Genomic DNA, 15,199 nt, shown 5'->3' on the forward strand with positions numbered 1-15,199 from the left:
GATGGACAAACGTGATTCACGCTCTCACAGCATGCTCACAGCCCATCCACCAGGTGATCCTGAGGTGCGCAGAGGTACCGTGGCGACGTTACCTGCTTTGAGCTGCATCTATGGTCGGGGGAAAGGCTGAGTCGCGATGGTCGATCGGTAAACCTTCTTTACAGAAGCCCCCAAAGCCGTGGGTCAATAGTTCCGTTCCGCCCCGGCGGGGCGAAAGATTCCGGTTTCCTTCCAGCCAGTACGCTCGATGTCATGAAGGCACGGCACGACCTGGGTAAATTCATCACTGAATTGGCCGTCGCGCAGCGTGGCGCCGTGCTTTCATCGGGTCGGGGGCAGTTGAGTTCGGAGAGTGGCGAAAAGATCGCGCAGTGCCGCGTGATGGTCTCGATGCGTTGTGTGCCGGTTCATCGTCCGAGATCGGTGAGCCGAAACAATCGACGATTTACCAATGTGGCCCGCCTCACTCCGGAGACGGGGATCGAGAGCTCGACACGGATGGGTAGCGACCAGATGGCGGCTGAGGCGTTGCAGGAGGCAGAGACCGAAGTCGGTGTCGCGGGTTTCGGCGGGCGGGGGGCGAGAGCGCTCCGGTCGACCGAGAAGGCGATCGATGTCGGCCTTACGGCCTGAAAGTTAGCCGGTTCGTTCCTGCACACATGCAGGAGAATCGATGCAGTTGGTGGAAGGATGGAGATCGTGGGAACTGCGTTGGCGGAAATGACTATGCCTCAGATCTCGCCGCTTGCCGGCGAGCCTATTGAACGCGCCGACGCCGAGCGCCTGGCGGGAGTGCTGAAGGCGCTCGCCGACCCGGCACGGCTGCGGCTGCTGAGCCTCATTCAGTCCGCGACGGATGGCGAGGCGTGCGTCTGCGACCTTACGGCCCCTCTGGGCCTCTCGCAGCCGACCGTGAGCCACCACCTGCGGATTCTGACGGAGGCTGGTCTTCTCGAGCGCGAGAAGCGCGGTGTGTGGGCGTACTACCGCCTCGTGCCGACCGCGATCGCGACGATTGCGGACCTGCTCACCCCGCCGCGCAAGCGGGCCACCAAGAAGGCCCGCTGATCCGTTGGGAAACGCCTGGCGTCACTGAAACATGGGGGCGTGACGCCAGGCCGAGGACCAGGAGGAACGGGTGAACTACGTTCCCGGCGACCTGCGTGACCAGCTCGCGCACGTGGGTTACGACGTGGTCCAGGCGGGCCTCGTGTGTGGTTCGGGCGGCAACCTGTCCGCCCGCATCCCCGACGAGGACGCCATCTGGGTCACCGCGAGTGGCTCATGGCTCGACCGGCTGAGCCGCAACACCTTCGCGCCCGTCCGGATCTCCGACGGCGCTCCCGCGATGGTCGGCAGCATGCCGCCGCCGCGGATCGATCCGACCAGCGAGCTCGCCCTGCATCTCGCGCTCTACCGTGCTCGTCCCGACGTCAACGCGGTCGTCCATCTGCACCCGCAGACGGCTCTGCTGCTCGACGCTCTCGGCGAGCACATCCGGATCGTCACGACCGACCACGCGTTCTACCTGCGACGGGTGTCGACCGTCCCGTTCCGGCTGCCCGGCAGCACGGAGCTGGCGTCGCTGACCGCCGCGATGGCCGCCGACGGCACCGACTGCCTGGTGCTGAGCCAGCACGGCTGTGTCGTGATGGGCGACTCGGTCGAGCTGGCGCACAAGCGCGCCCGCAATCTCGAAGAGGCGGCCTCCCTGACCTACCGCGCGCTCGCCGCGGGCCGGCTGGAGAACCTCCGCGACTGCCCGGAGGCGTTCCTGGACCGGCTGCACGGCTCCACCGCGGTCACCGTCTGAGAAAGACCAAGACGTAGAACGGCCCGGCTCCCCTCGGGGAACCGGGCCGTTTTCCTATGAGATCAGCGCGGCTGGCTCTGGTCGTCCGGCTGCTGCTGAGGCCGCCCGTAGATGCCGGGCTGGGGCGGGTATTGCTGCTGCAGCCCACCACCGAACTGGGTCGGCTCGTCATACCTGTCCGCCGGCCGCTGCTGCGGCTGACCGTAGAGGCCACCCGAAGGCTGGTGCTGGTGGTGGTGGATCTCGTCGTGGGCCGCGTCCGCCGCACCGACCACGGTGGCCGCCGCGACCACGCCGAACGCCTCGGCCACGCCCGGGCCGTCGGCGGGAGCGTTCTTCTTGTGCTTCCGCTCGCGGATGATCTCGATGAGGATCGGCAGCACCGAGATCAGGACGATCAGCACGACGACCGGCAGGATGTAGTGGTCGATCTTGTCGCCGATGGCGTCGTAGATCTGCTGGGCCAGCAGGTAGCCGATCAGGATGATGCCGTCGGTCCAGAGGATCGCGCCGACCACGTTCCAGACGAAGAACTGCTTGGCGGGCATGCCGAGGGTGCCGGCGACCGGGTTCAGGAAGGTCCGGACGATCGGGATGAACCGGGCGAGCACCACGGCCTTGGCCGGGCCGAACTTCTCGAAGTAGTACTCCGCCTTCTCGACGTACTCCTTCTTGAAGAGCTTCGAGTCGGGCTTGTCGAACATCCGACGCCCGTAGCGGGCGCCGAGCCAGTGCCCGAACTGGGCGCCCGCGATGGCACAGATCGGCGCGCCGATCAGCAGGGCGGTGATCGACAGCTTGCTGCCCGCACCGAAGATCGAATCGGCCACCGAGGAGGCCGCGACACCCGCCAGGAACAGCAGGGAGTCACCCGGGAAGAAGAAGCCGACGAGAAGGCCGGTCTCCGCGAAGAGGATGGCCAGAACGCCGGGCACACCGAAGGCGGAGAGCAGATCCTTCGGGTCCATCGGGTTCAGAGCGAGCTGCTCGGTGAGCGCATGGATGTCCACGAGGAGCCAGGGTACCGGCCCTTACAAGACCGGTCCCTGTATGAATCCTGTGGATAGCATTTACTCCCCGAGAACTACCTGTGTGGTCACAACCTCGGGTCGACCGGCTCGGATTCGGCGGCCAGGATGGCGAAGACCAGCTCGTGCACCCGCCATGCCGCGGCCCCCTCGGCGAGCCGGTCCAGCGCCGCCAGACCGAGGCCGTGCTCGCGCAGCGCGAGCGCCCGCTTTCGGCCGAGGTTGCGCCCGCGGAGCCGCTCGAGCTGTTCCGGGCGGGTGTACTCGGGACCGTAAATGATCCTCAGGTACTCCCGGCCGCGGCACTTCACGCCCGGCTGCACGAGTCGTCCGCCGGCGTCGGTCGCGCCGAGCCCGGCCCAGGGCTTCACCACCATTCCCTCGCCGCCCGCCGCGGTCAGCGAGAGCCACCAGTCGGTCGCCGCGGCTTCCGCCGCCGGGTCGCCCAGATCGACGTTCATCCGCCGGGTGGCGACGAAGAGGTCCGGGTCTGCCGCGACCAGGCGGTCCGCGTGCGCGAGGTGCCAGTCATGGTCCTTGCTCTTGTACGTGGAACCGTCGCCTGCGAGGACCGCGAACACGGCGAGGGTGACCCCGGCCAGGCCGTCGGTGGGCTTCACGTACGCCCGGTAGGCGGCCGAGTACCCGTCGATCTCCGCCGACCGCAGCTCGAGCCGGTCGCGCAGGGCCGACACGTCGAGACCGCGGCCCGCCACCTGATCGAGAACGGACAGCGCGACGGGCAGAGCGGACCGGCCGGCCGCACCCACCCCGGCGTAGTGGTCCCGGATCAGCGAGCCGGCCTTCGCCGACCACGGCAGCAGTTCGGCGTCGAGCAGCAGCCAATCGGTGCCGAGCTCCTCGAAGAGCGGCGCGGCGGCCGCCCGGACCCGGGCGAGCAGAGGCTCGTCCAGCTCCGGCCCGAAGAACGGCCGGCCGGTACGGGTCCAGATCGCGTCGCCGCCGCCGGACGCCGAGACGCGCACGACCGCCCGCGAGCCCATGTGCTTCTCCTCGCAGACGACCCGGGTCACGCCGGCCGCCCGCAGGTCCGCGAAGGCCGACGACGGGTGTTCGAGGTAGCCGTCGACGGTCGAGCTGGAGCACGGCGCCATGGTGGGCGGCAGCCAGACCAGCGTCTCCGGGTCGACGGCCCACCGTCCCATCACCTCCAGGGCGGCGGCCGCGTTCTCGGCGGGGACGGTCGTCCGCCCGTACCCGTAATCGATGTGACGACGGCCGGTCACGTCCGCGATATCCAGACCACCATCGGGTTTGGTCGCGGTAGCGACCAGGGGACGGAGCGGCGCGTAGTGCTCCTTCTCCGCCGGCACGGCGACCAGCTCGCGGGAGGGCCAGCGCAGGGCGGTGAGCGCGCCACCGAAGACGCAGCCGGTGTCCAGGCAGATCGTGTTGTTGATCCACTCCGGCACGGGCGTCGGCACGTGGCCGTAGACGACCGCCGCCGAACCGCGGTAGTCCTTCGCCCACGGGTAGCGGACCGGCAGGCCGTACTCGTCGGTCTCGCCGGTGGTCTCGCCGTAGAGCGCGAAGCTGCGCACCCGGCCGGACGCCCGCCCGTGGTACGCCTCCTTGAGGCCGGCGTGCGCGACCACGAGCTTGCCGTCGTCGAGCACGTAGTGGCTGACCAGGCCCTCGATGAAGGTCTTCGCCTCGGCCACGAACTCGTCCGGCTCGGCGGCGAGCTGCTCCAGGGTCTCCGGGAGGCCGTGGGTGAGCTGCACGTTGCGGCCGTTCAGCTTGCGGGCCAGCTTCTGCTCGTGGTTCCCCGGCACGCAGATCGCGTGGCCGGCCGCCACCATGCCCATGACCAGGCGCAGCACGCCCGGCGAGTCCGGCCCGCGGTCGACCAGGTCGCCGACGAAGACGGCCTTGCGTCCCGGCTCCGGGTGCACGGCGTCGACCGGGCGGCCTCGCTCGTCGCGGACCAGGTCCCAGCCCAGCTTGCCGAGCAGCAGCTCCAGCTCGGCGCGGCAGCCGTGCACGTCGCCGACGATGTCGAACGGCCCATGCTCGTCGCGGCGGTCGTTGAAGAGCTTCTCGTACCGGATCTCGGCGGCGGCGATCTCGTCCACGCCGCGCAGCACGTGGATCTTGCGGAACCCCTCCCGGCTCAGCTGGGAGAGGGAACGCCGCAGGTCACGGCTCATCCGGGTGAGGACGCGACGGTCGAACGTGCGGTCCTCGCGGCTCTCCGTGCGCTCCCAGGCGAGCGACTCGGGTACGTCCAGGACGATCGCGACCGGCAGCACGTCGTGCTCGCGGGCGACCTTCACGAGGCCGGCCCGGGCGTGCGTCTGCAGGTTGGTGGCGTCCACGACGGTGAGCCGGCCGGCGGCGAGGCGCTTGGCGGCCACGTAGTGCAGCACGTCGAAGGCGTCGCCGGAGGCCGACTGGTCGTTCTCGTCGTCGGCGACCAGACCCCGGAAGAAGTCCGAGGAGAGCACCTGGGTCGGCGTGAAGTGGGTGCGGGCGAACGTCGACTTGCCGGAACCGGAGATGCCCACCAGTGCGACAAGGGAGAGCTCGGGTACGTCGAGGATCATGCTTCGTTCTTTTCGTCGATCGTGAACAGGGCGAGCTGGGTCGGCGCGCCGGTCGCCTCGTGCTCCTCGCCGACGCCCCGGATGGTGACCGTGTAGCCGTGCTCGGCGGCGACCCGCTCGGCCCACGCGGCGAACTCGGCGCGGGTCCACTCGAAGCGGTGGTCCGAGTGGCGCATGCCGGTGAGGCCTTCGTAGTGCACGTTGTACTCGGCGTTCGGCGTCGTCACCACGACCGCGCCGGGCCGGGCGTGACCGAAGACGGCCATCTCGAGCGCGGGCAGCCGCGCCAGGTCGACGTGCTCGATCACCTCCATGAGCACCGCCGCGTCGAAGCCGCGCAGCCGGTCGTCACGGTAGGTGAGCGCGGTCTGGATCAGCCGGATCCGGTCCCGCTGCCGGTCCGGAAGGCGGTCGATGCGCAGCCGGCGGGCGGCGATCTCCAGCGCCCGGCTGGAGACGTCGGCGCCGACGATCTCGGTGAACGACCGCTGCTTCATCAGCGCGGTGAGCAGCGCGCCGCCGCCACAGCCCAGGTCCAGGACGCGGCCGGCGCCGGTCTCCTCGAGCGCGGCCAGGACGGCGTCCCGGCGCTGCTCGGCGAGCGGCGCACGACGCGGCACCGGAAGCTCGGCCTCCTCCTCGGTGGCCGGCGCCTCGTCCTCCGCCAGGATCTGCAGCGCGGTGGTCGCGTACGACTTGCGGTGCGCCAGGTAGCGGCGGGCGATCAGCACCTTCTCCGGGTGACCGGCGAGCCAGCCCTCACCGGACCGCAGCAGCTTCTCGATCTCGTCCGGCGCGACCCAGTAGTGCTTGCCGTCGTCGAGCACGGGCAGCAGGACGTAGAGGTGGTTGAGCGCGTCGGCGACCCGCAGCTCACCGGTGAGGCGCAGGTCCACGTAGCGGCTGTCGCCACCGATCTCCGGTTCCAGCGGGATCCGGGTGGCGGTGACGTCCCAGCCGAGCGGGCCGAAGAGCCGGTTCACCAGCTCCACGGTTCCGCGCAGCACCGGGACGTGGATTTCGAGCGGGATGGGTACGGCGGCCAAATCCGGACGGTCCTTCGAAGCACCGCGGAGGGCGCTGCGGAACACCTTCGCCAGTGCGCTCGCCAGCAGGCTGGAGGCGGCGTACGGGCGGTCGTTGACGTACTGGCTCAGCTCGAACGCGTCCCGCTGGGCCCGCAACCGCTGCGGGTCGACGTCCAGCATCAGCGCCGCGGTGCACCTGTCCTCGGTCGCCTCCGGGTACATGACGTACGCCGTACCGGTGGGCACGTCGAAGGTGTGCACCTTCGCGGGGTGCTTGACCAGCAGGTAGCCGAGGTCGGTCGCGGGCCGGTGAGTGGTCGTCAGGGTGAGCAGCACCCGTTGATCGTGTCAGCGGGTGTCGTCCCAGGCGATCGAATTGTTCAGCGGTAATCGTCGTCGTAGGCGACGACCCGGCCCTGCTCCTGGGCGTCCCACTCGTTGGCCTCGCCGACCGCGGGAGTGTCGTCCCCCTCGTCGTCCTGCCAGCTCGGGACGGCGGCCACCGCCTGCTCGGCCGCGTCCACCTCGGGCGTCTCCACGTCGATCTGGTCCATCGGGCGCGTCATGATCGGCTCCCCTCGTCCGTCGCCTCCATGGTGCGGCTTCCCCGTCGAAGATGCCGCACAAACCGGCGTCACCGATCCGATGTCGGCCGGCGCCGGGCGAGGTAGCGCCCGAGCCCGCCCGCTGCCAGCAGGAACGTGCCGAGGGCGAGCATCCCGGCCGGCCCGGTGATCGGCAGACTGGCCTCCCCACCGGCCACGGTGATCGTGATCGGGGCGGTGTCGTTGCCGCTCTCGCCGCTGCCGGCCAGCTCCCGCACCGCGATCGAGCCGGCCTTCCCGGGCTTCTTCGCGACGCGCACCTCGAGGTCGAAGTGCTCGCGGTCGCCCGGCTCGAGGGCCTTCTCCGCGACGCAGCCGAACCGCTGCTCGTCGTCCCAGGCGTCGCAGTAGGCGTCCGTCCAGTCCAGGTGGGTGTGCGGCGGCAACACGATGTCGACCAGCACGTTGTTGTTGTCGAACAGATCGGGGTAGAGCCGCCCGGGACCGTTGTTGACCAGCCCGACCCGGACCGGCACGGTGCTCTCCGGCTTCGCCTCGACGGTCGCGCCGATCGCGGCGAGGTCGGCGGTCGCGCCGCCGGTCACGGTCGCGGTCAGGTTCACGTCGTTGTCGCTGTAGTCGGTCTCCACCTGCGGCGCCGCCGCGGCCGAGGCGACCTCGGTGAGCTCCAGGTCGCCGCCGTCGCCGGCCTCACCCGCCCCGAAGACCCCGTCGATCAGCTCGGCCGGCCAGGACGCGGTCAGGTCCTCCCACTCGGTCACGGTCGTCCAGGTGACCTCGGTCTCCAGGACGCTGCCGTCGATCGCGTCCTCCGGCGGGCGGATCTCGAAGGGCTCGGCGAGCTCGTAGGTCGCGCCCGGCTCCACGGTGCTGTCGAAGGTGCAGAGCACCACCTTGCCGTACCGGCAGTTCCGGTGCTTCGTCCCGGTCAGCAGGCCCCGGTCCGCGCCCAGGTAGAGCAGCAGGCCGTCGGCCACCGTGGTCCCGGCGTTGCGGACCCGGGACTGCACCGGCGTGGACTCACCGGCCGCGGCGTCGAGCGGGTCGATCTCCTCCGCCGTCAGGTTCACGCCTTCGCCGATCCGTACGCTCGACTCGCTCTTGATCTTCGGACCGTCACCGATCGAAGCGGTCACCGTGACCGTGCCGGAGGTGCCCGCCGCCGCGTCGGTCCTGGGCCGGATGCCGAAGGAGCCGAGGCCCACGAACGGCTGGGCCACCCCGGTGAACGCCGCGACGGTGCAGACGAACGTCATGCCGCTGACCCGGCAGCCGTCCTGCGACGGCTCCGGGCTCGCGATCGACCGGCTGCTCAGTGGCGTGCTGCCGAGCGCGATGTTCTCGTACGCCTCGGTCAGCTCGATCTCGGTGAACGCGGCGATGTCCGAGTAGTCGACGACGTAGTCGATCGTGCTGTAGCCGGGCGTGCCGCCGTCGTCGATCGACGCCCAGAGCAGGGCCTCCCGGCCCTCGCCTCCCGGCGCGAGCGTGAGCTGCTGGAAGCGGGCGGTGACGGTGGGCTTCTCGGGGGCTGCGGTCGCCGGGAACGGACAAACACCGACAGCGAGCAGGACCGCGGACGCGATGGTCACGATCCGCCCGGTAAACGCGGACATGACCTGAAGGTTATTTGTCTTCTACGCCGGATGTGCCGGGTTCGGAGTCCGAGTTTCGGGGTGATTTCCGCTACGCACTGCGACTGCGGAATACTGCCTGCTGGAGGACAGCGCGGTCCTGCCCTCTGCTTCCCGTTCCAAAGAGCAAGGAGCGCCTGATGCCTATCGCTTCCCCCGAGGTCTACGCCGAGATGATCGATCGCGCCAAGGCCGGCGCGTTCGCCTACCCGGCGATCAACGTGACGTCCTCGCAGACGCTCAACGCGGCCCTCCAGGGCTTCGCCGAGGCCGGCAGCGACGGCATCGTCCAGATCTCCACCGGTGGTGCCGAGTACGCGTCCGGCCCGACGATCAAGAACATGATCACGGGCGCGGTCGCGCTGGCCGAGTACGCGACCGAGGTCGCCAAGAACTACCCGGTCAACATCGCGCTGCACACCGACCACTGCCCGAAGAACAAGCTGGACTCCTACGTCCGCCCGCTGATCGCGATCTCCCAGGAGCGCGTCAGCAAGGGCCTCGCCCCGCTCTTCCAGTCGCACATGTGGGACGGCTCGGCCGTGCCGCTGGACGAGAACCTGCAGATCGCCGAGGAGCTGCTCGCCGCGTCCGCCGCTGCGAAGATCATCCTCGAGATCGAGGTCGGCGTCGTCGGTGGCGAGGAGGACGGCGTCTCCGCCGCGATCGACGACAAGCTGTACTCGACCGTCGAGGACGGTCTCGCCACCGCCGCCGCGCTCGGCCTGGGCGAGAAGGGCCGCTACCTGACGGCCCTCACCTTCGGCAACGTGCACGGCGTCTACAAGCCGGGCAACGTCAAGCTCCGCCCGGAGATCCTCAAGGAGATCCAGGACGCGATCGGCGCGAAGTACGGCAAGGAGAAGCCGCTCGACCTGGTCTTCCACGGTGGCTCGGGCTCGCTGCTCTCCGAGATCCACGGCGCGCTGGACTACGGCGTGGTGAAGATGAACATCGACACCGACACGCAGTACGCGTTCACCCGCCCGGTCGTCGACCACATCATGCACAACTACGACGGTGTGCTGAAGGTGGACGGCGAGGTCGGCAACAAGAAGGCGTACGACCCGCGCGCCTGGGGCAAGCTGGCCGAGAACGGTCTCGCGAAGCGCGTCGTCGAGGCCTGCGAGCACCTCCGCTCGTCCGGAACCACCCTCGCGAAGTAATTCGTTCGGTCAGCGGCCGGTCCCCTTCGCGGGGACCGGCCGCTGTCGTCTTGCAGGGTTACACAGCGACATGGGTACGATCGAACGTCTTGATCAAGGGACGGTGGTCGTGCTCGGCATCGAGGGCTGGAAACCCGAGTGGCATCACGATGCCGAAGCCCTCGCCGCGACACATCGACACATGTTCGTGCGGCTCATCGGGCGTAAGCTCCGTTCCAGCTGGCTCATGTGGGACGTCGCCCAGCGCGGCTGGTTCGCCGACGGCCCGATCATCCTCGACTTCGGACTCAGTCACGTCGAGATCACTCACCGTAAGTTCGACGAGTGCGCCATCACCTGGGACCAGATCGACATGAACCGGCCGATCGACTGGTACGAGCACTTCGACTGGCGCGCCGATCCGCACGCCGCCCTGCGTCATGCTCGCGGTCGTCCACTTCGGGCGGTCAACGTCATCGAGCGGACCACGTCGGTGGATTGGCGGCCTCGCGTCCTGCATGCGGTCGAGTTCCTGTTCGAGGGCGCTCGGTTGGCGATCTACAACGCCATGGATGAGAACGGCCTCACCGATGTGCCGGAGTCGGAACTGCCGCCGGTGCACTGGCGCCGCGTCCACGTCGCCTGACGCCGCCCGCCGCCCGCCGCTTGCCCCGCCGCCCGCAGCCCTGTCGCGTGTTGAGTTGAGGTCCGATCCGCGCCTCAACTCAACACGCGGAGTGGGGAACCGGTGAGTGTGTTGAGTTCGGGTCCGATCCGCGCCCCAACTCAACACGCGGGGTGGAGAGCGGGTGTGTGTGTTGAGTTGGAATCCGATGCGCGCCTCAACTCAACACGCAAGGCGGGGAACCGGTGTGTGTGTTGAGTTCGGGTTCGGATCGCGCCCTAACTCAACACGCGGGTGCGACTGCTGTCTGCCCTAGTCGCCGCCGCCACCGCCGCCGTCTCCACCGCCGCCGCCCGAGTCGGACGAGCCCCAATCCCAGCCGCCGCCACCCGAGTCCGAACTGGCGTAGTGGGAACTCGACGAGGAACGACCACGACCACGACCGCGGGAACGGTTGATCGGGCCGTGGTCGCGGCCCCGCCTGGCCGCCCGGAAGACGAGGACCGCGACAAACGCCATGACCGCGAAGAAGACCAGTGCCACCACTGCGATGAACACCACCACGAAGCTCGTCATGACCGCAGTGTGCGGCACCCCCGCCACCTCACCCGACCAGGGCCTCCATCGCCTCGTCGAGGGAGTCGGTGACCACGATCAGATGGGACTGGTCGCCGTGCGGGGAGCGGGCCAGCAGAGGGCGTAGCAGCTCGGTCACCGGCAGGGCCGTCCAGTGCTCGACGCCGAGGAAGACGTAGGCGCCGGACGGGCCGTCGGTGGCGTAGAACGTCTTCGTGGCGGCCTGGAAGATCTCCTGGACGGTGCCGGCCCAGCCGGGCGCGAAGACGATGCCGCCACGGGCCAGGCGCAGGATCGAGTCCTCGCGGACGGCGTTCGAGAAGTATTTGCCGATCTGCCCGGCGAAGAGGTTCGCGGGCTCGTGCCCGTAGAGCCACGTGGGCAGCGCGAGACCGCCGTGCCGGAGGCGTCCGGCGGCGTCGAGGGCGGGCAGCGGATAGTCGGCGCGCACGGCCAGGGCGGCCGCGGTGTAGGGATCGTGGTCCAGGAAGTGCGGCGCCGCCGCCAGGGCGTCGATTGCGGCGGAGAGATCTTCTCGGGTACGCGACGCGAAGTAGCCGCCGAGGTTCGCCGCCTCCATGACGCCGGGTCCGCCGCCGGTCACGATGAGGCGACCGGACGCGGCCAGCCGCTGTGCCAGGGAGGCCGCCATCCGGTAGGCGTCGGAGCCGCGCAGCGCCGCGTGGCCGCCCATGATCCCGACCGCGCCCTCGTGGCCGTGCACGGCGGCCCAGGCCGCGAGCGACTTGCCGAGCGCGTTGTCGATGCCGGCGTCGTGCAGCCGCTGGGCGAGCGCCTCGCGGATGGTCGGGACGGCGCCGCCGTGCGCCGTGAAGTGGTCGTAGACGACCGTGTCGTACATCCCGGCGAAACCGCCCTCGGCGAACCCCTCCGCCAGGTCCTCCGGCGTGTAGAGCACGGCCGGGTGCGTCGGGTACGGCAGGCCGTCGAGGGGCGGCACCACGTGCGCGCCCCGGCGGATCAGGTCGGTCTCGACGTCCGGCCCGCTGAACTCGCAGCCGACGAAGAGCGTGTCGTGCACGTCGACGCCGGTGAGGTCGGGCGGGTCACGGTCCAGGCGCAGACCGAGGACGACCAGGCCGGCGAGGGTGCGCTTGGCGAGCAGGGCGTCCAGTTCGGCGCGGGACTCGACCTCGGACTCGGTCGCGTCGAATGGCTCGTCGCCGCCCAGGACAGGCTGTAACGGATCGGGCATGTGCTCCATATTGACGGACTACCTAGAGTTGTCCCATGCGTGCTGCCTCGGGTTCCCTCTTCGGTCTGGCCTACGGCGATTCACTCGGCAAGCCCACCGAGTTCCGGGACTACGAGGAGATCGTCGCGCGCTACGGCCCGGCCGGCCCGCAGCGGCTGGAGGGCGAGCCGGCCCTGGTCACCGACGACACCCAGATGGCGCTCGCAGTCGGCGAGACGCTGCTGGAACTGCACGGCGAGATCACCCCGGAGACGTTCGAGCCGGTGCTGCGGCGCCGTTTCCTGGAGTGGGCGGCCAGCCCGGAGAACGACCGCGCGCCCGGCATGACCTGCCTGCGGGCCTGTGCCGCGCTCTCCGACGGCCGGCCCTGGACACAGGCCACCCAGACCGGGTCGAAAGGGTGCGGGGCGAACATGCGGGTCACCCCGATCGGCCTGATCCCGGGGCTGAGCGACGACCAGCGGGCGGGCGCCGCCCAACTCCAGGCCGCGCTCACCCACGGTCACCCCACCGGTCTGGCCGCCAGTGAGCTCACGGCGTACGCATGCTGGTGGCTGAAAAACGGCATGGCGCCGGATCGCCTGCTGGAGGCGCTGCGGGAGCGCTGCGTCGAGCAGCGCACGATCTATCGCGGGGACTGGCTCGCCGAACTGTGGCAGCAACCCACCGTGACGTCGCCGGAGGAGTTCATCGCGCGCGGGTGGGACGAGTGCGCCGCGGCGCTGGAGCGGGTGGAGGCGGCGTTCGCGGCCGGGAAGCACGACGGCGACCCGTGCCTCGCGACCGGCGCCGGGTGGATCGCCGAGGAGGCGCTCGCCACCGCGCTCTACGTCTATCTGATCTCCCCGGACGACCCGGTCGCGGTCGTCGGCCGGGGCGCGGCCTCGTCCGGCGACTCCGACTCGATCGCCTGCCTGGCGGGCGCGTTCGCGGGCGCATCGCTCGGCCTGGGTGCGTGGCCGGCCGAGTGGCAGACCCAGATCGAGTACGCCGATCGGCTGTTCCGTCTCGGAAAAGCCTGGGACTGAGCGGAATGAACCACGGCCGGACGGGTTGAATGAGGTCATGCAGAACCTCCTTCCCGAGCCGCCGGCCACCCGTCTGCCCGCCGACGCGGAAGCCGACAAGGCCCTCGCCGACGCCGCCACGACGGGCACCGCAGAGGCCTACAAGGCGGTCGCCGCCAAGTACCCCTCCTACAGCGCCGTCTGGGCGCCGCTGGCCGCCGACGCACTCGACGCCGGAGAGCCGGTCACCGCGTACGCCTACGCCCGCACCGGATACCACCGCGGCCTGGACGCGCTGCGCCGCAACGGCTGGAAGGGCCACGGCCCGGTGCCCTGGGCGCACGAGGCCAACCAGGGCTTCCTGCGCTGCCTGCACTCGCTGTCGCTGGCCGCGGCCGCGATCGGCGAGGCGGACGAGGCGGCCCGGTGCGCCCAGTTCCTCCGCGACAGCGACCCGGCCGCGGCCGACGCCCTGACCTGATCTGCCGCCCGCCCGCCCCGCTCGCCCTGCCCGCCCGCCCGCCCGCCCGCCCGCTCTGCCTTCCGCGATCTTGTGACTTTCGGCGGGGCCGTTCCTGCACGAAGTCACAAGATCCCCCTGCTTTTCGCGATCTTGTGACTTTCCGCAGGGCCGTTCCTGCGCCAAGTCACAAGATCCCCCTCGCTCCGCGATCTTGTGACTCGGTGCAGGACCGTTCCTGCGCCAAGTCACAAGATCGCGGCGGTGGGGGTGCGCGGTACGCGGCGGTGGGGGTGCGCGGTGCGCGGTGGGGGAGCGCGGTGGCGGTGCGCGGTGCGCGGTGCGCGGTGGCGGTGCGCGGTGCGCGGTGGCGGTGCGCGGTGCGCGGTGGGGGTGCGCGGTGCGTGGGGAGTTGGCCGGGTGGCGGCGGCGTCGCCGGGCCTGCTGGGCGGCGGCTTGGGGTGCGTGGGGAGTTCGGGTTGCGTGGGGGCGCTGGGGCTGGGTGGCGACCGTGCCGAGGGCGGCGGCCAGTCGTCAGAGGCCTTCGGCCACGGCTGCGGCGATTTTGAGCCAGGCGTCGCGGGTGTTCGCCGAGAGGGCGCTGTAGCGCAGCGGCTCACCCGAGTCGATCAGCTTCTCGTAGGGCGCCAGCAGCACCGATCTGGTCCGCGCCGAGAAGTGCTGCTGGATCGCCGGCAGGTCGATGTCCTTGCGGGTCGGCGGCATCGTCACCACGGTGATCGCCTCCCGGACCAGCCGCCGCCGGCCGCTCTGCTCCAGGTGGTCGAGCATCCGGGCGGCCGTCTCGGCCGAGTCGTTGCGGGCCGACATCGTGATCACCAGCTGGTCGGTCGCGTCCATGGCGGCCTGCCAGTTCTCCGCGCGGACGTTGTTCCCGGTGTCCACGAAGATCAGCTTGTAGAAGCGGCTCACCACGTCGCGGATCTCGGCGAACGCGCCGGCCGTCAGCATCTCGCCGGCCGTCGCCGACTCGTCCGAGGCGAGCACGTCGAACATGCCCTCGCCCTGCGAGCGGACGTACTGCGAGAGGTCGCCGACCCGCCCCTGCGCGCCGTGGAAGAGGTGCAGGTCGCGCATCATGTCGCGGACCGTGCGGGAGTGGAAGTCCTGCTGGGCGCGCATCCCGAGGGTGCCCTGGGTCTCGTTGTTGTCCCAGGCCAGCACGTAACCGCCGCGCTTCTGGCCGAACGTCATGGCGAGCAGCAGCACCGCCACCGTCTTGCCGGCGCCGCCCTTCGGGTTCACGACGGTGACCTGGCGCAGGCCGCCGAAGTTGCGCCGGACCGTCTCGACGTCCTGCCGGTATTCCAGCTCGCGCTTGCCGGGCGGCAGCTTCACCAGTCCGAGCGTGCCTCGTTGCAGCAGCGCCCGGGCGCCCATCGTGGCGGTCTGCTGCGCGGGTTTCACGAGGCGGCGGCGGGCGAACTCGTCAGCGGTCGGCGACTCGTCCTTCTCCGCCTCCTCCGGCTCGTCGTCGAGAGCAGCGGGTGGGGGCGGTGGGGGCACCGGCCGC

General features: G+C 70.2%; 14 protein-coding genes and 1 pseudogene. 7 read left to right on the top strand and 8 right to left on the bottom strand.

The features are described from left to right. Positions 1 to 252 precede the first annotated feature (252 nt). The 3 genes from AB0G10_RS25310 (at position 253) to AB0G10_RS25320 (ending at position 1,813) form a co-directional block, all read left to right on the top strand. Positions 253 to 633: a hypothetical protein gene (locus AB0G10_RS25310; protein ID WP_360926288.1), complete on the top strand. Its 381-nt coding sequence runs from the start codon at positions 253 to 255 to the stop codon at positions 631 to 633. A gap of 57 nt (positions 634 to 690) precedes the next feature. After that, on the top strand, positions 691 to 1,068 hold the full coding sequence (locus tag AB0G10_RS25315) for a metalloregulator ArsR/SmtB family transcription factor (protein WP_014440216.1): 378 nt from the start codon (positions 691 to 693) through the stop codon (positions 1,066 to 1,068). A gap of 70 nt (positions 1,069 to 1,138) precedes the next feature. Further along, positions 1,139 to 1,813, top strand: a complete 675-nt coding sequence (locus AB0G10_RS25320) for a class II aldolase/adducin family protein (RefSeq protein ID WP_360926291.1) — start codon at positions 1,139 to 1,141, stop codon at positions 1,811 to 1,813. Between the two features lie 62 nt (positions 1,814 to 1,875). On the opposite strand, the gene AB0G10_RS25325 is transcribed toward AB0G10_RS25320, so the two are convergent. The 5 genes from AB0G10_RS25325 to AB0G10_RS25345 form a co-directional block, all read right to left on the bottom strand. Continuing rightward, positions 1,876 to 2,823, bottom strand: a complete 948-nt coding sequence (locus AB0G10_RS25325; protein WP_360926294.1) for a DedA family protein — start codon at positions 2,821 to 2,823, stop codon at positions 1,876 to 1,878. A gap of 86 nt (positions 2,824 to 2,909) precedes the next feature. Next, positions 2,910 to 5,408 (bottom strand): polynucleotide kinase-phosphatase, encoded by a 2,499-nt coding sequence (locus AB0G10_RS25330; RefSeq protein WP_360926297.1) that lies wholly within the window; start codon positions 5,406 to 5,408, stop codon positions 2,910 to 2,912. Continuing rightward, a complete protein-coding gene (locus AB0G10_RS25335; RefSeq protein WP_360926300.1) occupies positions 5,405 to 6,772 on the bottom strand; it encodes a 3' terminal RNA ribose 2'-O-methyltransferase Hen1 in 1,368 nt (455 codons plus the stop codon). Before AB0G10_RS25335 ends, AB0G10_RS25330 begins: the two co-directional genes overlap by 4 nt. 44 nt (positions 6,773 to 6,816) lie before the next feature. Then, positions 6,817 to 7,002, bottom strand: a complete 186-nt coding sequence (locus AB0G10_RS25340) for a hypothetical protein (protein ID WP_360926302.1) — start codon at positions 7,000 to 7,002, stop codon at positions 6,817 to 6,819. A 68-nt stretch (positions 7,003 to 7,070) separates the two neighbouring features. Then, a complete protein-coding gene (locus AB0G10_RS25345; RefSeq protein ID WP_360926305.1) occupies positions 7,071 to 8,618 on the bottom strand; it encodes a hypothetical protein in 1,548 nt (515 codons plus the stop codon). 158 nt (positions 8,619 to 8,776) lie between these two features. Here AB0G10_RS25345 and fbaA point away from each other — a divergent pair, with 158 nt between their 5' ends. Beyond that, positions 8,777 to 9,802: a class II fructose-bisphosphate aldolase gene (gene fbaA, locus AB0G10_RS25350; RefSeq protein WP_360926307.1), complete on the top strand. Its 1,026-nt coding sequence runs from the start codon at positions 8,777 to 8,779 to the stop codon at positions 9,800 to 9,802. A 109-nt stretch (positions 9,803 to 9,911) separates the two neighbouring features. Next, positions 9,912 to 10,427 (top strand): hypothetical protein, encoded by a 516-nt coding sequence (locus AB0G10_RS25355; RefSeq protein ID WP_360926310.1) that lies wholly within the window; start codon positions 9,912 to 9,914, stop codon positions 10,425 to 10,427. Between the two features lie 291 nt (positions 10,428 to 10,718). Here AB0G10_RS25355 and AB0G10_RS25360 read toward each other — a convergent pair whose 3' ends face one another. Beyond that, positions 10,719 to 10,982 (bottom strand): hypothetical protein, encoded by a 264-nt coding sequence (locus AB0G10_RS25360; RefSeq protein ID WP_360926313.1) that lies wholly within the window; start codon positions 10,980 to 10,982, stop codon positions 10,719 to 10,721. Between the two features lie 28 nt (positions 10,983 to 11,010). Next, the gene (locus AB0G10_RS25365; RefSeq protein WP_360926315.1) at positions 11,011 to 12,198 is read right to left on the bottom strand and encodes a hypothetical protein; all 1,188 of its coding nucleotides are present in this window, start codon (positions 12,196 to 12,198) and stop codon (positions 11,011 to 11,013) included. A 35-nt stretch (positions 12,199 to 12,233) separates the two neighbouring features. Between AB0G10_RS25365 and AB0G10_RS25370 the strand changes: the two genes are divergently transcribed. Both AB0G10_RS25370 and AB0G10_RS25375 read left to right on the top strand, forming a co-directional pair. Beyond that, positions 12,234 to 13,226, top strand: a complete 993-nt coding sequence (locus tag AB0G10_RS25370) for an ADP-ribosylglycohydrolase family protein (RefSeq protein WP_360926318.1) — start codon at positions 12,234 to 12,236, stop codon at positions 13,224 to 13,226. A 37-nt stretch (positions 13,227 to 13,263) separates the two neighbouring features. After that, positions 13,264 to 13,686: a DUF3151 domain-containing protein gene (locus AB0G10_RS25375; protein WP_360926321.1), complete on the top strand. Its 423-nt coding sequence runs from the start codon at positions 13,264 to 13,266 to the stop codon at positions 13,684 to 13,686. Between the two features lie 513 nt (positions 13,687 to 14,199). Here the strand turns inward: AB0G10_RS25375 and AB0G10_RS25380 are convergent. Continuing rightward, a pseudogene (locus AB0G10_RS25380) lies at positions 14,200 to 15,126 on the bottom strand (ParA family protein); the annotation flags it as partial. Positions 15,127 to 15,199: the final 73 nt, after the last annotated feature.

Origin of the sequence: Actinoplanes sp. NPDC023714 (assembly GCF_040639855.1) — a bacterium.
In the GTDB taxonomy this organism is placed as follows: Bacteria; Actinomycetota; Actinomycetes; order Mycobacteriales; family Micromonosporaceae; genus Actinoplanes.